The following is a 24,204-nucleotide window of genomic DNA, read 5'->3' as shown; positions in this document are numbered from 1 at the left end:
TCCCTCCCTGAAAAGTTGAGATGTTCAATTAATAGAAAAAATCTTTGGACTTTTCTTCCTTGTCTTATTTCCAACCAAAATAATTTGACTCTTTCATATCTTGGTTGTATTTCTACAATTGTAACACTTCTGATTGGATAGCAAAAATGTGTTATCATAAAAATGATAATGATTATCATTATCATAAAGAAGGTGGTAAGATCATGAGAACGACCAGAAATAGAGATAACATATTTCAGATCATCGAAACCTCCTCAGTGCCATTGAGTGCCTACGACATAGAAAAGTTATCTAAAACCAGTCTCCCAACGGTTTACAGAGCTCTTGATTACTTGTTAAGAACAGGTCAGATAAAGTCATTCTCGCTTCATCAATGCAGCTATTATTATTCTTCATCTGAACACAAGCATTTTTTCATATGTTCAAAGTGCAACCATTTCTTCCCAATTTACGATTGTTTCATAGAAGAATACGAAAAACATCTTCAGAGGAAAATGAAAATTCAAATACAGGAACACTTCATTCTGTTCAAAGGTCTATGCCCAAAATGTTTGCAACAACAGGAGGTTGATAAAAGATGAAAGCTGTGGTTTTAATCCTCCTACTTGGCACAGTGGCGATCTTCGCATCTTCTTTGGAGGTGATTGCCACTATAAATCCTTACTATTTGATACTCAAAGAAATTGCGAACGACAAAATCAATCTGACTTTACTGATCAAACCTGGTAGCGATCCACATTCTTTCAGCCCTACGGTGAGTGATATGAAGAAACTTGCAAAAGCTGATTTAATAATCGCAAACGGTTTGGGGCTGGACGATGCATATTTGAAGAATTACAAAAATGTTCTGTATCTTACAAAGTATATACCGCAGGATCTAATTGCTTCAGACGAGATCCACAGAGAAAAAGATAACGAAAATCACGAAGAATTCAATCCACACATTTGGCTTTCACTAGATTTTTTGAGTGATTATATAATACCTTCCATAGCAGATGAACTTGTAAGGAAAGATCCAGCAAATGCCGCAGTTTACAGATCGCGTGCGAGTGTTCTTATAGAGTCTCTGAAAACTCTTTCAATTCGTTTTGACGAACTTTTCTCAAAGTACACAAATTCCGTCGTGATTCTTGATCATCCATCTTATCTTTATCTGTTCAGAAAATACGGTATAAAGATATTGTCTGTCGAAGAAGGTCATGGAAAACAGCCGACAATTTCGCACATAAAAGAAATATTAGAACAAGCCAGAAATTCCAAATTGTTAGGCATCTTTGTTGGCCCGCAATTTAATCCATCAGCAATAGATACTATATCAAAAGAGCTCAAGGTAGAATATCGAATTCTTGATCCATTAGGACTGAATGCAAAGAGTATAGTTGATCTGTTCGAAAACGCATATAAAACCATTAAGGGGGAGATCGATGGAAAATAACATCGCAATAGCTGTAAAAGGTTTATCTGTCAAATTCAACGATGTAGAAATATTGAAAAATATCTCATTCGAGATAAAGGTAGGTTCCTTCACTGGAATCATTGGTCCAAATGGTGCTGGCAAATCGACTTTAGTAAAAGCTATTTTGGGATTTATTGATCATACAGGTACTGTGATAATCAACGGCAAAATAGGTTATGTACCACAACTCTCTTCTTTCAACCGCGATTTTCCCATGAGAGTTTGTGATTTTGTGAGACTTCCAATCAGAAAGCAACCCGATTGGAAGGAAAAGGTTGAAGAAGTTTTAGAAGAAGTCGGACTAAGTGGTTTTGGTCAAAAGCTGATTGGTACTCTATCTGGTGGAGAATTTCAACGTGTTTCACTTGCCCGTGCATTAATTTTGAATCCAGAGATACTCATACTGGATGAACCAGAATCTGGAGTAGACGAAATGGGCAAGGCAAGATTCTATAACTTGCTCAACGATTTCAATCAGAGAAAAAAGATAACGATCCTCATGGTTAGTCATGATATAGGTTTGATATTCGAAAAATGTGAAAACATAATGTGTTTGAACAAAACACTTCACTGTCATGGCTCAACACAGAGTGTGAATTTGGAAGATGTCAAAAGGATGTTTGGTCAGTTCGATATCTGGATCAGAGGACACCAGCACTACGAAGTTGAACACAAAGGACGTGAAAGAAATGAGTATACTCAGTGACATCGTCAATTTTGAATTTTTGAGATATGCGTTCATAGCCACACTGATCGTTGCCATATCAACTGGTACTGCATCACCGATTATCGTCTACAGAGGCATGGAGTTCATAGGGGATGGCTTAGCCCATGCCATATTTGCCGGTGTTGCGCTGGCTGTGATTGCAAGATTCAACATCTTCTTAGGTGCAATGCTTGCAACCGTTGCTTTTGCTTATCTCACTTACAAATTGAACAGTACTCAAATCTTTCGTGAGAGTACGGCAATTGGGATCTTGCTACCTGTCTTTATGTCCATTGGTGTCATCATTTTTTCCAAGTCACCTCGCTATACAACAGATGTGACCTCTTATCTTTTTGGAAATATACTCATGGTTACAAAAGAAGATATCTATTTTCTGTCCATAGTCGCTGCGATAACAATCGTTGCAATCTTTACAAAGATCTACGAAATATCCTATTGGATCTTCGATGAAACCATGGCAAAATTCTATGGCGTGAATACCAGTGCAATTAAACTGTTGGTACTCTTTTTGACATCTTTTGTCGTGGTATCTGCTTTGAAAATAGCCGGCGTCATAGTTATGGGAGCATTCTTGGTCTTGCCTGGAGTGTTCGCAAAGGCATTTGCTCTGTCTTTGAAACAGGCGATCATAAAAGCTATTTCTTTCAATTTAGTAGCATCTTTCATTGGTTTTCTAATCGCCTATTATTTTGATCTCCCACCAGGTCCAGTACTGGTATTGTTGGGATTTTCTCTATTACTTGTCTTTCTTTCTCTGAAAAAATCCCCATTTGCATCACCGCGGAAGAGAGACAAAGTATCTTAACACTGAAGGTCCAAGAAAAACGCAGCTTTATGTTACAAAAATCAGCCAGAAAACACATTCCGATTGTGATAAAAGAAAGTCAAACAGAATCTTTTAGAGTTTTTTGAAGATCATAACCAAGCTTATTTGAGATTTCGTTGGCACAAGCCATCACCAACAGCGCATATTTCTTGATCAAATTCATAGTGAGTTTGGTTTTCGAACCTGTTATACTCACCGCACCAACTGGCTTACCTTCGTGATTCAGAATAACACAACCTATACACCTAACTCCATACTCATTTTCCTCATTATCGATGGCATAGCCCTGTTGTCTTACCTTTTTCAGATGTTCGATTAACCTTTGTCGATCGACAATGGTTTTATTAGTTCTTTTCACAAGTTCGACTCGTGCAAGGTATTGTTGTAGTTCTTCTTCTGTCAAGTAAGCCAATATGGCTTTGCCAAAGCTTGTACTGTAAAGTGGCATCTGCATGCCAATGCGAGACATCAGAGGCATACTATCAGCGCTTTCGATCTTTTCAACATAGACTGCCATATCACCATCACGCACAACCAAGTTAACAGTTTGATGAGTCTTTGCCACCAGGTCAAAGAGATAAGGTCTTGCTATATCTCTTAATGTTACTCTGCGCAATACTATGCTTCCAAAATCGACAAACTTGAAGCCTGGAACATACTTTTTTTCCTGATTCTTAACGACAAAACCATATTCTTCTAATAATTTCAGATACTTAAAGGCGTTGGAAATACTCATCGAAAAATTCTTTGCCACATCTGTCGTACTCACACTCGTAGGATTTCGAACAACATATTCCATGATTTCGAGTAATTTCTTGGGACTTCCCAGAAATTTCTTCTCTTCATTTAGCTCCTTAATATGTAAGGACAACCTTCAACGCCTGCCTTTCTTCGATCAGTCTAAGGGCTTCATTTGCCTGTTCTAAAGGTAATCTGTGTGTGATGAGTTTTTCAAAAATCTTCTCGTGTCGAATTACCAACTCAACTGCCTGAACCAAATGTCTTGCATCGCTGACCCATATACCTTTCAGATCGATGTTTTTTAGAACCAAATCGTGGTATACATCGACTGGTATAGCTTGCTGGGGTACAGCGACACCAGTCACAAGATATGTACCTCCACGTCTGAGTAATTTGAAACCTTCAATCAATGCATTGCTACTGCCACTTGCTTCTATTACCACATCTGCTCCATGTTTATGTGTGAGATTCTGCACAATTGCAATTCTTTCCTCTAAGGAGCTTTCGTGACGGTTTAGAACCAAATCTGCCCCTGCCTCCATTGCCAGATCGAGTCTTTGTTTGGTTCCGCTTATCATCACCACTGTAGAAGCACCCAACGATTTGGCAGCGACAACACAGAAGACACCTAAAGGTCCAGCGCCTTGTACGACTACAGTTTTACCTAATAATGGTTCTGTGAGCACATCAAAGCCATGCATTGAAGTTGCACCAGAACAACCAGCCATCACCAGATTGGCTGGATCGATCGATTTGGGAATTTTAACAAACTCTGTTTCTTTGAGCAGAACCATGTATTCACTGTATGCACCAAACAGATGTGGATATTCTTTGCATGAAAGATTTATGCCGTAGATCTTCCTGTTCGGACAAAGGTATGGTTGTTTTGCCACCTTGCACCAAAAGCATTCGTTACAGACTATCCCTCGATTCCAAATTACTCTATCGCCGGGATTGAGTTTTTCACCATTGAGATCCTTTTTCTCGCCATCCATCTGTACAATCTCTCCGACACCTTCATGTCCAAGGATTATCGGTAGCGGAGTTCGTGGGTCTTCACCTTTTGCCATGTGAAGATCACTGCCACAAACACCACTTGCCAACAGCTTCACAAGTACAGCACCTTCAGGCAATCTTGACAACTCAAACTCTTTCAAAACAAGTGGTTTGTTGAATTGTTCAAGTACCATCGCTTTTGATTTCATTCAATCACCTCTTGGTCTGACAGGAATTCTTATCTCATAACGGAGTCTCTGATCTTCGTCAAGCCAAAAAACGACATACTTGTTCCAATTATCTCTTCTTGGCAGAAAATTGATAACTGGTGGATCAAAATGAGAAAATCGCAAATGAGGTCCTCTGCTTTCATCCCTTAATAAAATTGATGTGAGAATCACCTTTGCAACGATAAGCATGTTCTTTGTCTCAAGTAAATGAGCTAAGCCGTTTTCATCTTTGCAGATACCCTGTTTTTCAATGGACTCAACGATGCTTAGAGCCTTTGTAATTTGCTGTTCCTGTCTGATTAAGAACGCAGATTGCGAAATAGCATCAATGATCATTTTCCGTGCCTTCAAAGAAGGTATTGCACCTTGTGAGAACTGACTCTCATCTGTATCTACATCAATTTGGGTTAAAGGAACTTGTCTTGCCTCGAGTGCTGCATTTTGTCCAGAGATTTTTCCAAAAACTTGTGTATCAAGTAAAGAGTTTCCACCCGGCCTGTTTGCACCATGTTGACCTCCTGCACATTCTCCAGCTGCATACAAGCCCTTCACCGATGTTCTCGCGTCTTTGTCTATTTTAATACCACCTTGAAAGTGCTGTAAGGCATTTTGCACCTGAATGGGTTCTTTCGAAAGATCTATATGTCTTTTTTTCAGCCATTCAACAACTGCTGGATTGATCTTTGCCAACCTTTCGTATGGAGTAGTATTCACAAACAACTCACTCGAGACCTTTTCGCTCCATTTGAGTATCTCCTGTGGTATCTTTTCTGCTGAAAAGTAAGTGGGATTTTTCGTGAAGTCCAGATACACCTTGTGTCCTTTCAAAGTATGCGCATAGACCGCAAGGTCTATCACCTTTGTTGGCGATTCATACGAGACTGGCCAGTGAGCACCTTTTTTGAATTCAAGAACGACGAGTTCTGCTCTATCTGATTCGTTGAGATAATCTTGTAGAAACTCCCTTTGGGTTTCGTCGACAATTCTCGGCAATGCCCTGAACATGCTTCCCGAGCTCGCAAAGAGCAGATGTGGATGACAGATACCGATCTGCATGAATTCCATATTGACAAGCTCGGCCCCTGCCTTGAGTGCAGCAGCATATCCGTCTCCTGTCATTTCATTTGGAAAAACATTCTGCAAATAAAGTGCTCCCGCACCACCTGTTGCCAAGACAAAGGTTTTCCCTTGAATAAGAACAAGCTCATCTGTTAGTAAGTTGATAGCCCTTGCTGCAACCACGCGATTATCTTTGACAACAAAGTCATAGACCATCAAATTTTCAATAACTCTTAAATTCGATCGATTGACCTCTCTTTGCAAGGCTTTTGCAATTTCTACAGCCGTCTCTGGTCCCACATAGCACGCACGCGGGTATATAGATCCGTCGGTGAGAAATTGATCGATCTTGCCATCAGGTGTCTTTGCAAAAGGTACACCTATACGCAACAGATATTCAAGTGCATGAGCACTTTCCTTTGCAAGGATTTCAGCCAAATCATAATCGGAAACCTCACCACCGATCTTGTATATATCCATAGCGTGCTCTTTGAAGTTATCATGAACTGGCAAAGTGTAAGGCAGTGTTGCGTGAAAAGCCATTCTATCAGAACAAGCAAGTGCAGTTGTTCCGCCTTTTCCTAAAGGTTTTTTACTGATCAATAGAACATCTAATTCAGGCGCGGTTTCTTTGGCAGCTAAGGCTGCTCTCATACCAGCTCCGCCGCCACCGACGACAACCACATCTGCAACAATTCTTTTCATCTTTTCTCCTCCCAATGTACCATGGTGATAGCCCTCGTTGGACAGAGTTTCACGCAAAGTCCGCAACCATCACACAGATCTGTTATGAAATATGCCTTTTCACCCTTTATCGGTGCATCGTAGATACAAACCTTTTGGCAAATTCCACAAGAGGTACACAATTGTGAGTCGATCACAGCCTTGAAAAGGTGCCTTCTGTCGATTTCCTCATTGCCCAAGATCGCCTTGCCACTTACCTTGCCTCTGAACTGTGAAAAATCATTGTAAGATTTTCTTTCCATGAATTGCCTTATCTGCTCGAGTAGAAGATCTATGGTATCATAACCCAAGAGGTATATCAAACTACACACTTCGACTACATCTGCACCAGCGTAGATGTATTTGATAATGTCCTCGCCACTTCCCACACCACCAGATGCGGCTATTGATAAAGACAAATGTGGGCTACTATTAGCAATCCATCTCAAAACATAATTGAAAGCCCATGGCCCACCATGTCCCGCGTAACCACCATGCATGATCGGCCGTTCTTTCTCAAGATCTATATCAAGGCCTGTCAGTCGATTGAACATGACAACACCGTTTATACCAATCCTTTCGAGCATTTTTGCCATAGAGAGTGGTGAGGAAAGTTGCATCGGAAGTTTGACGATCAGAGGAATTTTCACGCTATCTCGAACGATCTTTGCGACATTTAAAATTTTTTCCTCAACATCTCCACCTCTAAAAGAAATCGATCCATGTGGGCATGAAACATTCAATTCAAGTGCCGGGGCACCGATTTGTTCTGCCATCTTGGAATATTTTTTCCATCCTTCATCCGTGATGCAATTTATACTCGGTATAACTGGAATAGAAAGTGTATTGATTGCTTTTCTAACTTCTTCGAAATATTCATCTGCTTCATATGGACTTGCTTGTTCAAAAGAATAAAACGTATGTGATCTGAGTTTTCCCATCTTTCTTTCTATAATCTCAAATCTTGGCGTTGGGGAGATTCGACAAACCTTTTCCTCAAAAAAAGATTTGACTACTACACATGCTGCACCATGTTCTTCCGCCTTTTTCATGTTTTTTAAATTCTCTGCAAGACCCGATGATGCAACAATGATTGGATTTTTCAGCTTCAGCCCAACATATTCACAAGACAGATCCATTTTGTAAAACCTCCATTTTCATAGGTCTATTCTCAATCCTTTTTCCGCCGAGAGATATGCTGCGTATATGACCTTAGTTGTTTCTTTTGCAAGTTCAAAATCCGATTCAGGTTCTTTATCACCCAAAATTGCCATAGCGAAATCTCTCATTTCCTGGGGATAACCTCTTACCCAGTCTTCCTCAGGAGATGGGAAGGTCCAACCAGCCTTTGTCTCGATTTTTTCTGCAATGTATTCATTCCCCCATGTTTCTGAAGAAGGTGTATAGGCAACCATCATGTTGTTGGGTGTGATATTACAATAGATCATTCCATTTGCAGTATTGATTTGCACAAAATTCTTCACTCCACCAAGGCTTATATCATTTGAAATCACGATAGCTTTTGATTCGTCTTCGAAAGTCAAGATCGCACATGACCAATCTTCAACATCAAACCAATCAGTGACCATGTATACCTTTTCAAAGTTCTTGACACTCTGGATTTTTGTCAATTTTCCAATCTCTGCAAAGACAGATTTCACATGAACTGCTTTCCCATATTTCATCTTTCCCTCAAAATGCTTTAAATGTATTACTGCACCAATTGGGTGTGAACCCATCCTCAGTAGGCTTCCCCCGCCAGCTGTTTTCCATTTTCTTGAATAAGTGGCATGGGAACCTGAATGACTCTCCTCTGCTCTCAATTCAAGTATAGGTGCCTTTGAAACAGAGAGCATTCTCTTTGCTTTACTAATAGCAGGAGAATAAACAAAATTCTCTGCATACATGAATTTTGATCTACTTGATTTTAGTGCGTTTTCAATCTTCTGTATTTTTGTAAGAACTTTCTTGTACATGTGATCTTTGTCAACATCTCCAACTTTTTCAACATCAGGCATATCCTCGCCAAAATAACCTGTGAGTGGTTTTTCACATATCACATCTTTACCATTTTCAATGGCAGCTAAAATGACCTCTTCATGTACATTTGTTGGAACACAAACATCTATCACATCAATTTGATCACTTTTGATGAGTTGCTGATAATCTTTAAAAACTTTTGGAATATCATATTGCTTGGCAACTTTTTCAGCGTTTTCGATGTGAGAAGCACAGACTCCAACTATATCAAAGAATTCTTTATTTTCTCTATAGGCATTTATGTGAATATGTGAAACAAATCCCGCGCCAACTATTCCGACTCTTATCTTATTCATTTTTTGCACCTCGCTTTCTTGGTATGTACTTTGAGATCATCACAAGAACCATGGCAATCAAAAGTACCAAAGAAACTGGACGTGTTATAAATGGAAGTAGATCACCTTTTGCGAGCATGAGGGCACGCCTCATATTGGTATCAGCCATTGGTCCTAATATGAAACCAAGCACAAAAGGAGCTGCAGGAAAATCATTCAATCGCATAAAGTATCCTAATAAGCCAAACAATAGCATTATCCATACATCAAACATGCGCCCATTTAAAACATAGGTACCCACAACGCAGAGTACGAAGATTATCGGCATGAGAATTTCCGTTGGTACAAGAAGTATTTTAAGAAATAACCTTGTTATGATTAATCCAAAGATTACCATCAATAACGTCGCTATAGTAAACATTGCTGCGACATTACCGATCATTTCTGGATGTTCAATTGGCAAAAGTGGACCAGCCCTTACACCGTGAATCCACAAAGCTGCAAGTAAAACCGCTGCAGGTGCACTGCCAGGTACTGCAAGTGTCAGAACAGGTATTATCGCGCCTGCAACGCATGCATTATTTGCAGTTTCCGCGGCTGAAAGACCTTCAATAGAGCCATTACCAAATTTTTCGGGTTCTTTACTTGAACGTTTCGCTAAATCATAAGAAACCCATGATGCCACATCCTCACCTACGCCGGGTATAACGCCAATGAAAACGCCAACCACGCCAGATCTTATTATGTTAAGCCAGTTTTTGCCAATTGTTTTCCTGTAAGATAATTCTTTCTTTCCTTTTGAAAAATCCAAAGCCACTTCTGCTTTCGTTGTTCTTTTCAAACTCATGAGTATTTCTGGTATACCATATACCCCCACAAGAACAGGTAATAAAGCAATTCCTCCATAAAGTTGAATATTTCCAAAGGTATAACGCGGGTACGAAGTGATTTCATCTAACCCTATTTGTGAAATCATCAATCCAAGGAACCCAGCTATCCAACCTTTTAATGGATCCTTTGGTGCAGTCAGACTTCCTGCGATAATCGTACCAAAAATGGCAAGAACAGCAAACTCCCATGAACCAAATTGAAGTGCAAGTTTGCCCAACAATGGAGCCAGAGTAACTATGAAAAGAGCACCAATGATCGATCCAAGACCAGACATCATAGTGGCAACATTCAAGGCGAAGCCGGCATGACCAGAACGGGCAATGGGAAATCCATCAACTGTAGTCGCCGCATTCGCTGGAGTACCTGGTATATTTAAAACGATTGCCGTCCTACTTCCTCCATAAATTGCACCGATGTAGACACCTATCAGCATGGCTATGGCGGTTTTTGCAGGAAAACCAAAAGTCAATGTAGTCAATATAGCCACACCGAGAGTCGCAGTCAGACCAGGTAACACACCAACGAGAATACCAAGTAGTGTCGCCCAAGCCATGTTGAATAAAAGCAAAGGGTCGGTGATTATGTCAACAATATATCCAAAGTAACTCGAAAGTACATTCATGATCGGACACTCCCTTAAGGTAAAGGTAAGAGAAACAGTTTCTCAAATATGTAGTAAATGCCATAGGTGACAAGTACTGAAACAACTATTATCAAAACAGGTTTTTTTCTATAGAAAATGAGCGAAAGAGTCGCTACAAAGATACTCGTCAATATTATGAAATTCAGGTGTCCTAATAGAAAAACATAACCCAGACAGATTATGACAGAAATCAAAAGCCTTTTGTTTTCAGCAGAAATTCTCTGCCTGTCCTGATCGGTCTGAGATGGTACTTTTTTTTCTCTTTTGCGCAAAAACATAACCAAGTTGAGTAGGATCACGATTGTCGAGAAAACAATAGGTACTATTCCTGGGGCACCATATTTCCCATATTCAGTTGTAAAGGGCATAAAGAAAGCACCTATTAAAAAGAATAAAGCCAACAACATAAAAACAACGGCGGTTATTTTATCTTTCATGTCAAAGCCTCCTAAAATAGCGCCCACTAAAGTGGGCGCTATCGTGATTATTTACCAATTCTTGGGATGTTGTATTTCTCGGGAGATATTTTCAGAACTCCTCTGTCATACAAAAGCCATGTAACTCGTCTTGCAACTTGTTCTACTATCTCACTTGCTTGATCACCATAAATACACACAGAAACCAATCCTTGCTTCTCTGCCCAATCTTTCATGGCTTGCGAATTAGCTGCTTTTTCGAAAACTTGGCCGACTGTTTCTAAGACTTCAGCAGGGACATCTTTTGGAATTACCAATCCAAAGTAAGCACCAACATCTGGGAAATCTGGATACCATTGGCGAATAGATGGAATCGTGCCGTAGCCAGAAATCGTTAAAGGTTCTGCACTGAGGGTACATAGAGCTCTCAATTTACCAGCTCTGAGCATATCTGCTACTTCCATTGAAAATTGCATATTTCCAACGACTTCTCCTGATACTACGGCAACGGTTGCAGGATTTCCACCAGCATAAGGGGTATGTTTGTATTTCAAGCCGAAGTATTCAGCAAAGATTTCTGCCGCTACATGTCCACCACTGCCGGTACCCGCAGAGCTTATGGGAATTTCTGGATTAGCTTTCATTGCTTGAATTAATTCATCAATAGTTTTGTACGGTGTGTTAGGATTTACAACTACAACATTTGGTGCATAAATGCATAGGAAATATTTCCAATCTCTGTGGGTAAATGGTATTGTTTCTTCAAGTAGAGCATATTTTGTTAGATCTAAAACAGCGTTCGCTGTCCAGGTATAACCATCGTGTGCTGCATTCCATGTGTTCACTGTGCCGATCGAGCCACCGCCACCAGCTGTGTTAACAATCACAAACTTGCGACCGAGAAATGGCTCCATCTGGCTTGTGATCATTCTGGTGACCTGATCAGTTGAACCACCTGCTGACCATGGAACGATTACCGTAATGGATTTAGTTGGCTTCCACTCTGCGAAGATAAAAACCAATGATAAAACCACTACCAAGAGTGTCAGTACTCTTTTCATCTCAATCCCTCCCAACCTTAGGATAATGTATTTCATTAAGTGAAATACTCTTTCACAATAGTAAGCTATCTCTTGTAAAAGATCAAGTTGAAAATACAAATTTTATGTGCTATTATCATCGGAAAAGATTCGAAATATCCCTTATACTCCGTTTTATGAAAAAATTCTCCCTGTAGCTTGTAGTTATGTGGAAAGGAGAACCATGTATGATAGGAATTGTGGGTGTTGGAAATATTGGCTCTATCATCGCAAAGAGATTGGTTGAGTCAGGTTTGTACAAAGCTGACGAGATATTTCTTGCAAACAGATCTCAGCAAAAATTAATACCTTTCGTTGAAAAGGGATATAGATTGGCAACACCTGCTGAAATCTCTCGATTCTGCGATGTGATCTTTCTTTGCGTGAAACCTCAAGATAGTGAAGAGATGTTTTCACAGTTGGGTAAACTCAACGCATTAATTGTGAGCACTATGACTGCTGTAACGATTGAAAGGATTATTCTGAAGACGAATTGCGAAAAGGTGGTAAGAATCATGCCAAACGTTCCAGCGATGATCGGCAGGGGTGTGGTGGGTGTTAGTCGTTCCTCGCATGTTGGTGAAGATGATTGGAAAAGGTGTTGTAAGCTTTTGTCAGCTTTGGGGACTATCGTTGAAGTAGACGAAAAACACCTTGCTGCTGTCACAGCACTCAGTGGTAGCGCTCCTGCTTTCATCTTTGTTATAATTGAAGCATTGATAGACGCTGGGATTCGCGTAGGATTGTCGTATGAGACATCTCGCTTAATGGTGCTTGAGACATTAAGAGGCTCTTCGGAATTATTGCTGAGATTAGGTGATCATCCGGGTGAGTTCAGACACGTGGTTACCTCACCAGCAGGGACCACGATTGAAGGCATATACAGGATGGAAAGAGAAGGTATTAGAGGTGCTTTGATGAAGACTATTCAAGAAACATACCTCAAGGCAATTCAGCTTCAAAAAGAACTTAGTCAATAGGGAGGTGTTTTTAAGTGGGGAAAATCAGTATAGGGGCTGCATTAGTCGCTATCTTTTTAATTATCATTGGTCTTGTTTTGATTTTCAATCTGAATGCAAACTACATTTGGTCTGTGATACTAATTGTACTGGGAGTTGGCTTTGAAGTTGGTGCTTTTGGTAAACATGTCGGTAGATTCATACCAGGGGGGATTCTCACCACCATAGGAGTTCTTCTACTCTTTTGTACCATTAAGGGTTTCTCACACATGGCTTATCTATGGCCTGTTTTTGTCATGGCGCCCGCAATTGGTATGATTCAGACTTATTTTGCTAACCATTCGAAGGGTATTTTGATTGCTTCAACCATTCTTTTTGGAATTTCTGTAGCCTTATTTGGTATAAGTCTGTATCAGTGGACATTTGTGAGAATTGTTTTTGGAATACTTGTAATCGCATTTGGAGTGTTGATATTTGCAACTGCTAAGAAAAAATAATCATATTTATCGCCTTTGACCATAGTTTTTCCTGAGGAACTCAGCCGCTTCTTTTGCATGCTTCTCGTCAATTGTCTGGATCGGGAAGCCTGTTGACAATGCCGTGACATAAACCTGGGCTCCTCTTTCAACAGTTTCACACATATCAAAGGCCTCTTGAAGTGTTTTTGCTGCACAAACAAGGCCATGGTTCGCTATGATAACTGCCTTGCTTTTTTTCATACATTCAACGACGTTTTTTGCCAATTCTAACGATCCAGCATTTGCATATTCACTGACTGGTATCGGATCACCAATCGTCAGAAGTGTTTCATAGATTGCCGGTAATGGTTTATGAAGCACTGACAGAACTGTTGAATATATTGAATGTGTATGAATAACAGCGTTAACATCTTGAAAAGTTTTGTATATCATGGTGTGTAATTGATATTCTATCGATGGTTTTAGATCACCTTCAATCAAAAGACCTTGCAAGTCTATGATAGGTATGTCCCTCGTAGAAAGTTCATCATAAGCGACTCCACTCGGTGTGATTGCCAATAAATCATTGGATATCCTTAAACTTATGTTACCAGATGTACCACTCACATGATTGGATCTAAGGATTTTCAAACCAAATTGTACTATTAGGTTTTTGTATTCTTCGTACACTTTATCACCTCGAACTCTTTATTCTGAAGAAAACACATAACCAATTGCCATATCTTTCGCCTTATACATAGCTTTATCTGCGTTTCTGATTAATTCCTCTATCGTTTCGCCATCTTTTGGAAAAATCGATATGCCAGCACTCATTCCAAGGCAAAATTGTACACCATCAATTACAATTGGGCAAGAAATCCTCTCAGCTATTCTTTTAGTAACTTCTTCAGCTATTTTTCTATCTGAGTCTGATAGAAAAAACACAAACTCATCACCACCGAGTCTTGCTACCAGATCGCCTTTTCTCACCATTGATTTGATTCTTCTGCCTATTGTTTCCAATACCTGATCCCCAACATGATGGCCATAGCGATCATTGACGAATTTGAATTTGTTCAAGTCAATATATATAACAGCCGCCATTTTATCTCGCTCAGCCAGGGTTTTAAGAATCCTTCGTACATGGTTTAAAAATGCATGCCTGTTCATCAGTCCAGTTAATGAGTCGGAAAAAGCCAAATTGAACAACTGATCACCTAAAATATTTTTCGATAACAAAAACAAACTTGTTGCAATCATGGTAATACCAACTATTTCAAGAATTATCTCTATTTCAGAAAATTTCAAAGTAAAAGGCACGATACTGAATATTTTTGCATAAGCGAAGAGAAATCCTCCCAATCTCAAAAGGACATAAGAGTAGCTGAAAAGAATACACATTATAATGATTCGTGCTATAAGATCTAAAATCACAAGGTTGACAACGAGTTTGTGAGTATTTTGATCTTTCGAAAGTAAGACAAGAATAAATATAGTTGCAACAAAAACAAGCAAGGATCGAATGATCCCTTTTGATTTTCCTTTCTTTTCCACCCTTATCACTCTGAGACACTCCCCCAACTTATAAATTGTACACCCATGTCAGTGTTTTATTAATCATAATTTGTGATTCAGTGAACGAAGTGATAATATTAAACATGGAAGGATTTTTTAATCGAATTTTTGAGATTCATCAACTTCGATGATAAACGAGAGGAGGTAAGTTATGGCACCTGTTAAGATCAGCATTATCGGAGCGGGCAGTGCAGTATTTTCTATGAGATTGGTGAATGATTTGTGCAAGACAAAAGGTTTGGCAGGAAGCTTAGTATCGTTAATGGATATCGACGAAACAAGATTGAATGGTGTTTATGATCTTGCAACAAGGTATGTGAAGGAGCTCGGGGGGGATCTACGCTTTGAAAAGACCACGCGACTTGAAGATTCGCTGAGAGACGCAGATTTTGTGATAAACACTGCGATGGTTGGTGGACATACTTATCTTGAAAAAGCAAGACAAATTGGAGAAAAACACGGCTATTATCGTGGAATAGATACTCAGGAATTCAACATGGTTTCAGACTATTACACGCTCAGTAACTTCAATCAATTGAAATTCTTCGTAGATGTGGCAAGAAAGATGGAAGAACTCTGTCCAAATGCTTGGCTTTTGCAAACTGCAAATCCAGTTTTCGAAGGCACAAATTTGATCAAGAGATGTTCAAAGATCAAGGTTGTTGGATTTTGCCACGGACATTATGGGGTTCATGAAATGGCTGAAGCTCTTGAATTAGACATGAAGAAAGTGGATTGGCAAGTTGCAGGGTTCAACCACGCTATATGGCTTAACAGATTCTTTTACGATGGAGAAGATGGTTACAAATTCGTCGAAAAATGGATCGATGAAGACTCAAAAACATGGAAGCCAAAGACGCCATTTGATCTTCAACTAAGTCCTGCTTCTATCGATATGTACAAATTCTATGGTCAAATGCCTATAGGTGATACACCAAGAAATGGATCATGGAAGTATAACTACAACCTTGAGATAAAAAAGAAATGGTATGGTGAACCTTGGGGAGGTGCAGATTCAGAACTCGGTTGGAAATGGTATCAAGAGAGATTGAAAATGATAACAGATGCGATAAACTATCTCTCGACAAACAAATCCATTAAACTCCTTTCTCTGGAATCATATCTCAAATTTTTACCCAAAGGTTCTGTACCAGAAGAACTAAAACAAGAAATAAAGGTCTTCACTTCACCAACGGCTCTCAGTGGAGAACAACATATACCATTTATAGATGCAATTGTCAATAACAACATTCAGCGATTTGTCATAAATGTTCCAAACCAAGGATATATACCTCAGATACCAGATGGAGTTGTAGTTGAAGTACCGGCGACAGTTGACAGAAATGGTTGGCATGTAGAAAAGATCGATCCACCGTTGAGTGAAAAGGTCATAAAGATGTATTTATTGCCAAGAATGCTTAGAATGGAATGGGCACTGCATGCTATAATAAATGGAGACAAAGAAGCCTTGATAGAATTCTTGGTGAGAGACGTCAGAACCAAATCTTACGAACAAGCTGTGAAAGTTATCGAAGAGATTCTATCTTTGCCTGAGAATGAAAAAATGAGAAACCATTACAGCAACAAACAAAAATTGTGATATACTCTTTGGCAGAATCGTCAATTCTGAAGGGAGGAATTGTGAATGAAGAAAGTGTTGGTTTTACTTGCAGTCTTGGTTTCTGCTATCGCCTTGGCACAAGTTAATATCGATGTCTTTGGTTCTTATGATTTTGTGTTGTTTGCAACACCAACCACAGCATCTCCAACAGCTTATGTATCTTTCGGTGCCTTGGTGACATATGAAGTATCCGAAGGTGTAGAAATTGGCGGGGGAGTAGGATTAGCATGGTTCCTTGGTGATGCTACAAACGTCGCAAATTTCCTTGGAGTTAGTACTCAGTACGCACTTGATTTGCTTGTTGCCGCTAAGTACAATTTGCCGATCGATGACTTCTCATCTGTCACAATCAAGGGTTACGGTGGTTTGTCAATACCCGGTTTTACCAGTTTCACCAGCTTAGGTTATGTGGTCGGAATCAATGCTCTTTATACTTTTGATGTGGGTGAATTTGCCATCGGAGTTGGTGCAGGTATAGAGATGAGAACATACGGAACCAGCAATTGCACAGCTGTACCAGTTGGAGCCAATGTGAGCATAAAATTCTAAAGTACAATGAAAAAAATAAAAAGCCCCGCAAATGCGGGGCTTTAATTATGGTCAGGTTTTCGCCACTACCCAACAACTTTCACATGGGCTGCTTGAGGACCTTTTGGACCATCTTGGATTTCGAACTCAACCTCCTGACCTTCCTTGAGGGTTTTGAAGCCGTCCATTTCTAAAGCTGACCAGTGGACAAAAACATCTCCACCCTCCTTCTTGGTGATGAAACCATACCCCTTTTTGGGGTCAAACCACTTGACAGTACCTTTCATGGTAAAACTCCTCCCTACAAAAACGAAATAACCCCTTTCGGGCTTACAAAATTATACGCCCTTGGACAAAAAAAGTCAAAATCGTCCAACAACATCTTGTTCCTTAAATCTTAAACTTTCTAACTTGTTCAACAAGAGTTTCAGCGATAGAAGACAACTCTTCAGAAGCACTTGAAACACTTTGACTTGAATCAGCTTGTTGTTTTACTGCTTGAGTCATCTCTTCTATCTGTTGTGCTATGGATGTTATTGACTTTGTTGCACTGTCCATTGCACTACTCATCTCTTGTGCTGCTGCACTCTGTTCCTGTGCACTCGCTGCTAAACTCTCTATCTGACTACTTATCGTCTCTACTTGTTTTAGAATATTCATTAACCTTTCTCTTACTACCTCAGATTGTTCTGTTGCCTTCTCTACTACCTTCACCGTCTCAGTTGTAACTATACTCGCTTGTTGTGCTCCTTGTTGTATCTGATTCAATATCTGTCCTATCTTGTCTGTCGCTTTCTTACTCTCTTCTGCAAGTTTTCTTATCTCATCTGCTACTACTGCAAATCCCCTACCTGCTTCTCCTGCCCTCGCTGCTTCTATCGCTGCATTCAATGCCAATAAGTTTGTCTGTTCTGCTATTGAGTTTATTGTTTGTACTATCTCTTGTATGTTCTTTGCCCTTTCACTCAGTTCATTCACTGCCTTCTCTGTTTGTGTTGATTTCTCTTTGGTCTGGTTTATTATCTGTACTATACTCTGTACTGCTTTCTCTCCTTCTTTGGCTGCATTGTTCACCTCTGATGCTTTTTCTGTTAATCCTTGAGCTGATTTAGATACGTTCTGTGCACTGGCTGCTACTTCTTCTATACCACTTGTCACTTCTTGTATCGATGCACTTGCATTCTGTGCTGATTTGTTTACTTCTTCCATCTGTGATGATAACTCTTCACTGGTTGCACTCACTTCTTGAGCTGTACTTGCTAAATTCTCTGAAGATGCATGTATCTGGTTTGATCCTTCTTGGATTGTTCTCATAGATTCTTTCAATGATTCTGCCATTTGTTCTAAGGCTTGTGCCATCTGTGATACTTCATCTTTGCCTTTTGTTTCAAATTTCACTGTTAGATCCCCTTTACCAAATTCAGTTGCTTTATTCGCCAATACTTTAATGGGTTTTGATATCGACGTGGAAACAAAGAATATGACCACAGATACTATGGCAGCAAGAACAATGAACATAACAAGAACTATCATGAGTAATCTGTTCGCGTCCGCCATGATTTCTTTTTCGGGTATTGCCACACCAAGTGCCCAACCTTTGACAAATTCAATCGGCGCGTAGTAATTAACGTTAAATGAACCATCCGGCATTTTCAATCTGAAATAGCCACTCTCTCCAGCAAGGATCTTTGAAGCGGCTTTTTCAAGATCTGAAAGACCTACTTTGGAAGCTTCTTTTATGTTGAGTTTCATGGCATATTCTTTAGAGGTATCTGCGATTATCATCCCAGAGGAGTCACATACCCACCCGAGTGCGTTTTTTGTCAGTTTTACCTCTTCGAGTACTTTACTTACTGTATCAAGCAAAATCGTTGCTCCAAAAAGGCCTATTGTTTTTCCAGATTCATCTTTCACTGGAACGGCAATAGTAGAAATGTTCTTTCCAGTTGCTTTGGAAGTCAATGCGTCGCTTACAACAAGGCTTGCTCCTTGTCGCATGATTTTTATGAAGTAATCTCTGTCTGCCACATTTGCAACACTACCTAACGTATTTGGGGCATTGCCATCTGGATAAGCAATAAAAAACATCTCTAAATAAGGCCTTTCTTTCAATTTTGGCGCGAGATCTTTTTCCATCAAATCTTTCCACTCGCCAGTTTTGAGCGCATTTATTATCACGTTTCTTTCGGAAAAAACTTTCACTTCTTTCGCTATGCTATCAATCCATTCACTTATCACTTCAGCAGATTTATCAACCACTTTTCCTGCAGAATTTTCGACGATTTTTTCCATAGACTGGCTCATCTGAAAGTACAGGATCACAGCTACAATTGCAAGTAATGCCGTCACTGGAACAAGGATAGTTAACAACATTTTTCCTCTAAGAGTTTTCATAATTCTGCCTCCCTTTTTGATTAATTTTTTAACTAATGATTGTTATTGAAAAAGAGTTAGGTTGAATTGATGTGATTAAATGCTTGTTATCTCATCTTTAATCAATTACCCACCATAGTGATTTCAGATAATCTGTTATAATATAGGTTTGTGCGTCGTAGGAAAAATTTATTCTTGTTTTTCCTCTATATAACAATCATTAGTTGAAGTAGATAATACAAAACAAGGCATTAAAATTTGAAGTATAATCCCGAGGAATGATGCGGTTTTTAGCACTCACATAAATTTTATCAGGTATTTTTATAATTTGGTCAATAAAATTTGAAGACTTTATTGTATACTATAGGTACATGTCCCACCAAATTTTAATCACCTCTAAGAAGGAGTGATACGAAAATGACCCATGGCAGATTCTTTGGCACTTATTTTGTTTTAATTTGCCTCACGTTGATTTTTAGTGCAGATCAAATTCTGGCTGCTACGATTGGTCAAGATCAGATTATTAGAGTTATCAAAGAATTCACATTTGGCAAAGATATTCCAGACCAAGCTTATAAGATGGCACTTGATAGCTTGAAAGATACAAAAACACTTCGAAAATTGATCGAGATGACAGTCAAAGTGGATGGATTTGAAAAGTTGTGTAACACTCCTGTACCTAATGATTTTAACAACGTGAACGAATTCAGAGCGTTCAAGAAATTGATCAAAGACAAGTTAAACCCATTGAACTGGCTCGTGGATTTGGTAACTCCGAAGTGGGTCAGCTTTATCAACGATGCAAAAGAAGTTTTTTCTGCGGCAAGAATAGATATTCTTGAAAGAGCTTTGAAGGAATCTCAGTACCAAAATTATAAGACAAACCGTGATAGAGGAGATGACATGATCACTGCCTATGATATGAGTGCAAGCACAAAAGGTTTTTACATAATCCGCTCATCTGAACAGTACAAAAATTTATCAGATTCCCAAGTTCATGAAATGCTCAGAACAGGTATGGAAGAAAGGTATCAAGCAGAAAAGTATGCGCAATTCATCATGGAATTGAAGGCAAACAGACAAAAATACATCAAAGATATTCTTAGAAATTATAATGAGTATATATCAGACCTTGTAGAGAAAGCGAAAGAATTTGCACAAAAAACTATGATAAATCTCACTGGAACATGGGTAGTTCAAGACAGCGCCGGTAGATTCAATGGTACCATGACATTGAACCATATTGATTACACAACAGCCATTGGAACCATGCAGACACCTGGAGGAATAATAAATACCGATGCATACATTCACGAGAATCAAATTGAACTCAGGTTTCATTTCTATTCTTTCAATGTCATTGACCAGTATCTACATTATCCTGAACTCTCCCAGCATTTGGTCTCTAAGGGAGGAGTTTTAGCGACTGTGATTTTGGAGATCACCGGAAACGGAGATTATTACTCAGGCACACTCTATCCTTGGTTTGTCAGGTACAATGATTCAGAAGGTCTTGTTGTTAAAGAAATAGTTTATGGGACCGTTGGAGAGAGCGGAACACCAAGGTCAATTACGATATCAAGGCAAGGGAGATGATTTCATGAAAAAGGTATCCATTCTTTGGATAGTCGTTTTCGTTTTCGGTTCACTTTTCGCAACAGAGTATTTTGTTGATCCAAATAACGAATACATCTATGCTGTTCTGGATGGTTTCGAGACCAGTTATGATGAAAGCGATGCCAGTTTATCTGTTTTCAACGAACAATTGAACATAGTCATAAATATTATGAAACTCTCAGAACCTGCAGAAGGTTTAGAACTTTCAATGATCAGTGAAGAGATTGGCAAGAATCTTGAACAATCAGGCTTTCAGATAGTAGCTGTAAATGATAGGAATTTCCGAGAATATGTTTCTAAAACCTTTGAGTGTACCACAACGAGCGATGGTATATCAGTTCGGGTTGAATTCACTATCTTTGAAGTACCCGTGAAGGGATTTTATCTTATCATAGTGGCTGCACCAGATGAAACATACGACGAATTTAGAACACTGCTCCTAAATGCAAAACAGATGATCATGTTTATTGAGTGACACTTTATCTCTTCAAAAAACCCCCAGTATGCTGACAATTACTGGGGTTTTTTTCCAAAAATTGAGAAAATGAATAAATTAGCCAAAAGTACAAGAGATTTTTGCAAGTCATGCTAAAATGATTCTTAGTACGAATTTTTTATGAGGTGATCAAATGCAAAAAACCACAAAAGGTGTTGAAATGCTACTTGGAGATCCAAAAAAGGCCATAATAAAACTTGCCATTCCTATGATGATTGCCATGTTTGTTCAGACACTTTATAATCTTGCAGATGGAATATGGGTTGCTGGTCTGGGACCAGAAGCATTGGCAGCTATAGGCATGTTTTTTCCTATTTTCATGATAATAATCTCTTTTGCTGCTGGGATAGGGATAGGTGTGAATGCTGTTATCTCACAAAAAATCGGACAAGGAAATAAAAGAGCCGCAGATGAGACAGCTAAAACGGCAATCTATTTGGTTATAATTTTGAGTATAATTTTAACTGTCATTTCAATCTTATCCATTAAACCTGCTCTGAAATTAATGGGAGCAAAAGATGAGGTATTAAAGCTTTCCTTAGATTATTCTAACAACGTTCTTTACTTTATTATAGTCTTTATGTTTAGTAATGTTGGTAACGCAATTCTTCGAGGCGAAGGCGATGCAAAAAGGGCTATGTATGCGATATCTATTGGCTCGATCCTTAATATATTCCTTGATCCTTTATTTATATATACCTTTAAATTTGGTGTTAAAGGAGCTGCATATGCCACGGTGATCTCTGCTGCAGTTGGATGCTTTTTGATATATTACTGGTTTTTCATAAAAAAGAGTACCTATCTTTCCATTAATCTACTTGATTTCAGAATAGATTTTTCTGTGCTCAGAGACATATTGAAGATAGGTGTTCCGGCATCATTCGCTCAAATTTCTATGTCTGTAGCTATTTTTGTGTTAAATAGTTTTGCAACAAGAGCTGGTGGACAGCTTGGAGTTGCCATTTTCACAAGTGCGTGGCGGGTGATTAATTTAGGAACAATTCCAATGATAGGCGCTTCAACGGCCGTTACATCCGTTGTGGGTGCCGCATTCGGCGCAAAAGATGCGAAAAAACTTGAAACAGCTCATTTGTTTGCAATAAGATTTGGTGTTTTCATAGGAATTTGTATAATGGCAATAATACTTTTGTTTTCCAAACAAATAGCATTCATTTTCACTTATTCGGAAAGAGGAAAGATAATCTTCACAGATCTTGTAAAAGCGCTGATGATTCTAAGTTTGTTCTTGCCAGGTACACCGTTTGGCATGTTCACTTCTGCAATGTTTCAAGGAATTGGTCATGGTGGAAAAAGCCTTGCGATAACCATTTTCAGAACGATAATAATGCAGGTTTTCTTCTGCTGGTTGTTGGTGAATGTCTTTCAAATAGGTCTCAGTGGTGTGTGGTGGGGGATTGTTATAGGCAATTTGACTAACGCAGTTGTGGCATTTACGTGGAGCCGAGTCGTGATTCATAAACTCAAGATTCAATTTTCGCAGAATTCACCATAATTTTCACGGTGTCGAACCATAACTAATTCTTTTTACTATTTTCACAATGAGCATCACAATTAAACTGATAAGTGCAGTGAGTATTACTCCAAAAGTTGCACCACTTATATCTATGATTACATCATTTAATGAAGCACCCCTGTGAAAGTATTGCTGACTGTATTCATCAAGAGAGGCGATCAATGCTGGAAGCGATAGACCCAGCAAAATAGCCGCGAAGATTTTCTGTGTATAAAACAAGCCAAACAAAAAACACAGTGCCCCGAGAAAGAGATATAAACCAAAATGAGCACTTTTTCTGATAAATTCAATAGTCGTTGCTCTGCGATCTCCAAACCAGAGTTTATTCAACGTCGATCGCAACAGGACAAAAAAACGTGTGTCTGAGAAATCAAAGGTCTTGTCCAGTTTTTTCAGTAAATTATATGCAAAATTCGCTTGCTTTGCTGATTCAGCTGGAAATCTTGTGGAAAAATAAAATATCAATCCAATCCATAAAGTGAACAATACAAAAAAAGTTACCGATAGCCACTTTCTCAAATTCTCACTTCCATGAATATTATTTTGTCAAAGCATTCTCTAAAGCTTTGAGCAAAGCTTTAGTATTGACAGTAGCACCAGTTACCGCATCTACCTTTAAGGATTGGTTTTTCAAAACTCTGCTGATTACTTCATCATTTACCTGTTTATACATATTCATATCTATGAATCCAGATTTTTCATTGAGAATCTCTATGCTCTTTATTTTTCCGCCAGATACAATTACTCTAACCATGTATTGCCACCGTCCATTTGCATACTGTCCAAGATATTCTCCGTCTTTGATTTGGGATAGGTCTATATCTTTGATCTCTATCTTCTTGATTTGGTTCATACCCCTGTTGAAAATCAACATGAACAAAGTAGCAAAGACCAATATACAGATCATCACCACTATAAAGATTTTGAAAAAACGTTTCATA

25 protein-coding genes are annotated in these 24,204 nt (G+C 39.0%); 11 read left to right on the top strand and 14 right to left on the bottom strand.

Annotated features, from left to right (window positions below):
• Positions 1 to 203: 203 nt before the first annotated feature.
• The 4 genes from TSP02S_RS05615 to TSP02S_RS05600 are packed head-to-tail and all read left to right on the top strand — an operon-like array spanning position 204 to position 2,988.
• Positions 204 to 581, top strand: coding sequence for a Fur family transcriptional regulator (locus TSP02S_RS05615; protein ID WP_041082541.1), 378 nt, complete (start codon positions 204 to 206; stop codon positions 579 to 581).
• Positions 578 to 1,435, top strand: a complete 858-nt coding sequence (locus TSP02S_RS05610) for a metal ABC transporter substrate-binding protein (protein ID WP_041082539.1) — start codon at positions 578 to 580, stop codon at positions 1,433 to 1,435. The genes TSP02S_RS05615 and TSP02S_RS05610 overlap by 4 nt, the downstream gene beginning before the upstream one ends.
• Positions 1,425 to 2,162 (top strand): metal ABC transporter ATP-binding protein, encoded by a 738-nt coding sequence (locus TSP02S_RS05605; RefSeq protein ID WP_041082537.1) that lies wholly within the window; start codon positions 1,425 to 1,427, stop codon positions 2,160 to 2,162. The genes TSP02S_RS05610 and TSP02S_RS05605 overlap by 11 nt, the downstream gene beginning before the upstream one ends.
• Entirely contained in the window at positions 2,146 to 2,988 is an 843-nt protein-coding gene (locus tag TSP02S_RS05600; RefSeq protein WP_052465336.1) for a metal ABC transporter permease, read from the top strand. Before TSP02S_RS05605 ends, TSP02S_RS05600 begins: the two co-directional genes overlap by 17 nt.
• 79 nt (positions 2,989 to 3,067) lie before the next feature.
• Here TSP02S_RS05600 and TSP02S_RS05595 read toward each other — a convergent pair whose 3' ends face one another.
• Genes TSP02S_RS05595 through TSP02S_RS05560 form a run of 8 tightly spaced genes read right to left on the bottom strand, consistent with a single transcriptional unit; the run spans position 3,068 to position 12,084 of the window.
• Positions 3,068 to 3,880: an IclR family transcriptional regulator gene (locus TSP02S_RS05595; protein WP_232503664.1), complete on the bottom strand. Its 813-nt coding sequence runs from the start codon at positions 3,878 to 3,880 to the stop codon at positions 3,068 to 3,070.
• Entirely contained in the window at positions 3,864 to 4,955 is a 1,092-nt protein-coding gene (locus TSP02S_RS05590) for a zinc-binding dehydrogenase (RefSeq protein WP_041082535.1), read from the bottom strand. Before TSP02S_RS05590 ends, TSP02S_RS05595 begins: the two co-directional genes overlap by 17 nt.
• Positions 4,956 to 6,740: an FAD-binding protein gene (locus tag TSP02S_RS05585; RefSeq protein WP_041082534.1), complete on the bottom strand. Its 1,785-nt coding sequence runs from the start codon at positions 6,738 to 6,740 to the stop codon at positions 4,956 to 4,958. It lies immediately after the preceding gene.
• Entirely contained in the window at positions 6,737 to 7,897 is a 1,161-nt protein-coding gene (locus TSP02S_RS05580) for a 4Fe-4S binding protein (protein ID WP_041082533.1), read from the bottom strand. The genes TSP02S_RS05585 and TSP02S_RS05580 overlap by 4 nt, the downstream gene beginning before the upstream one ends.
• Positions 7,898 to 7,915: 18 nt before the next feature.
• Positions 7,916 to 9,094: a Gfo/Idh/MocA family protein gene (locus TSP02S_RS05575; RefSeq protein WP_041082531.1), complete on the bottom strand. Its 1,179-nt coding sequence runs from the start codon at positions 9,092 to 9,094 to the stop codon at positions 7,916 to 7,918.
• Positions 9,087 to 10,586: a tripartite tricarboxylate transporter permease gene (locus tag TSP02S_RS05570; RefSeq protein WP_041082529.1), complete on the bottom strand. Its 1,500-nt coding sequence runs from the start codon at positions 10,584 to 10,586 to the stop codon at positions 9,087 to 9,089. The genes TSP02S_RS05575 and TSP02S_RS05570 overlap by 8 nt, the downstream gene beginning before the upstream one ends.
• A 14-nt stretch (positions 10,587 to 10,600) precedes the next feature.
• Positions 10,601 to 11,044 (bottom strand): tripartite tricarboxylate transporter TctB family protein, encoded by a 444-nt coding sequence (locus TSP02S_RS05565; RefSeq protein WP_041082528.1) that lies wholly within the window; start codon positions 11,042 to 11,044, stop codon positions 10,601 to 10,603.
• 47 nt (positions 11,045 to 11,091) lie between these two features.
• Positions 11,092 to 12,084, bottom strand: coding sequence for a tripartite tricarboxylate transporter substrate binding protein (locus TSP02S_RS05560; protein ID WP_041082526.1), 993 nt, complete (start codon positions 12,082 to 12,084; stop codon positions 11,092 to 11,094).
• A 206-nt stretch (positions 12,085 to 12,290) separates the two neighbouring features.
• On the opposite strand from TSP02S_RS05560, the gene proC reads away from it, so the two are divergent.
• Entirely contained in the window at positions 12,291 to 13,082 is a 792-nt protein-coding gene (gene proC, locus TSP02S_RS05555) for a pyrroline-5-carboxylate reductase (protein WP_041082525.1), read from the top strand.
• Positions 13,083 to 13,096: 14 nt separating this feature from the next.
• Entirely contained in the window at positions 13,097 to 13,558 is a 462-nt protein-coding gene (locus tag TSP02S_RS05550; RefSeq protein WP_052465335.1) for a hypothetical protein, read from the top strand.
• A gap of 6 nt (positions 13,559 to 13,564) precedes the next feature.
• Here TSP02S_RS05550 and TSP02S_RS05545 read toward each other — a convergent pair whose 3' ends face one another.
• Both TSP02S_RS05545 and TSP02S_RS05540 read right to left on the bottom strand, forming a co-directional pair.
• Complete coding sequence (locus TSP02S_RS05545) at positions 13,565 to 14,209, bottom strand: class II aldolase/adducin family protein (protein WP_041082523.1); 645 nt, start codon at positions 14,207 to 14,209, stop codon at positions 13,565 to 13,567.
• An 18-nt stretch (positions 14,210 to 14,227) separates the two neighbouring features.
• Complete coding sequence (locus TSP02S_RS05540; protein ID WP_052465334.1) at positions 14,228 to 15,082, bottom strand: GGDEF domain-containing protein; 855 nt, start codon at positions 15,080 to 15,082, stop codon at positions 14,228 to 14,230.
• 163 nt (positions 15,083 to 15,245) lie between these two features.
• Here TSP02S_RS05540 and aglA point away from each other — a divergent pair, with 163 nt between their 5' ends.
• Both aglA and TSP02S_RS05530 read left to right on the top strand, forming a co-directional pair.
• Positions 15,246 to 16,694, top strand: a complete 1,449-nt coding sequence (aglA, locus tag TSP02S_RS05535) for an alpha-glucosidase AglA (RefSeq protein WP_041082522.1) — start codon at positions 15,246 to 15,248, stop codon at positions 16,692 to 16,694.
• Positions 16,695 to 16,739: 45 nt separating this feature from the next.
• Positions 16,740 to 17,264, top strand: a complete 525-nt coding sequence (locus tag TSP02S_RS05530) for a hypothetical protein (protein ID WP_041082520.1) — start codon at positions 16,740 to 16,742, stop codon at positions 17,262 to 17,264.
• Positions 17,265 to 17,329: 65 nt separating this feature from the next.
• On the opposite strand, the gene TSP02S_RS05525 is transcribed toward TSP02S_RS05530, so the two are convergent.
• Both TSP02S_RS05525 and TSP02S_RS05520 read right to left on the bottom strand, forming a co-directional pair.
• Positions 17,330 to 17,530, bottom strand: coding sequence for a cold-shock protein (locus tag TSP02S_RS05525; RefSeq protein ID WP_041082518.1), 201 nt, complete (start codon positions 17,528 to 17,530; stop codon positions 17,330 to 17,332).
• 103 nt (positions 17,531 to 17,633) lie between these two features.
• On the bottom strand, positions 17,634 to 19,637 hold the full coding sequence (locus TSP02S_RS05520) for a methyl-accepting chemotaxis protein (RefSeq protein ID WP_041082516.1): 2,004 nt from the start codon (positions 19,635 to 19,637) through the stop codon (positions 17,634 to 17,636).
• Between the two features lie 396 nt (positions 19,638 to 20,033).
• Here TSP02S_RS05520 and TSP02S_RS05515 point away from each other — a divergent pair, with 396 nt between their 5' ends.
• From TSP02S_RS05515 to TSP02S_RS05505, 3 genes are all read left to right on the top strand, one after another.
• The gene (locus TSP02S_RS05515) at positions 20,034 to 21,212 is read left to right on the top strand and encodes a hypothetical protein (RefSeq protein ID WP_041082514.1); all 1,179 of its coding nucleotides are present in this window, start codon (positions 20,034 to 20,036) and stop codon (positions 21,210 to 21,212) included.
• A gap of 4 nt (positions 21,213 to 21,216) precedes the next feature.
• A complete protein-coding gene (locus TSP02S_RS05510) occupies positions 21,217 to 21,708 on the top strand; it encodes a hypothetical protein (RefSeq protein WP_041082512.1) in 492 nt (163 codons plus the stop codon).
• Between the two features lie 154 nt (positions 21,709 to 21,862).
• Entirely contained in the window at positions 21,863 to 23,242 is a 1,380-nt protein-coding gene (locus TSP02S_RS05505) for an MATE family efflux transporter (protein ID WP_052465333.1), read from the top strand.
• A 3-nt stretch (positions 23,243 to 23,245) separates the two neighbouring features.
• Here the strand turns inward: TSP02S_RS05505 and TSP02S_RS05500 are convergent, their stop codons facing one another.
• A complete protein-coding gene (locus TSP02S_RS05500; protein WP_041082511.1) occupies positions 23,246 to 23,782 on the bottom strand; it encodes a VanZ family protein in 537 nt (178 codons plus the stop codon).
• 19 nt (positions 23,783 to 23,801) lie between these two features.
• Complete coding sequence (locus TSP02S_RS05495; RefSeq protein ID WP_052465332.1) at positions 23,802 to 24,203, bottom strand: FMN-binding protein; 402 nt, start codon at positions 24,201 to 24,203, stop codon at positions 23,802 to 23,804.
• Position 24,204 lies beyond the last annotated feature (1 nt).

The organism is Thermotoga profunda AZM34c06, assembly GCF_000828675.1.
Taxonomy (GTDB): domain Bacteria; phylum Thermotogota; class Thermotogae; order Thermotogales; family DSM-5069; genus Pseudothermotoga_B; species Pseudothermotoga_B profunda.
This window is presented reverse-complemented; position numbering and strand designations above follow the sequence as displayed.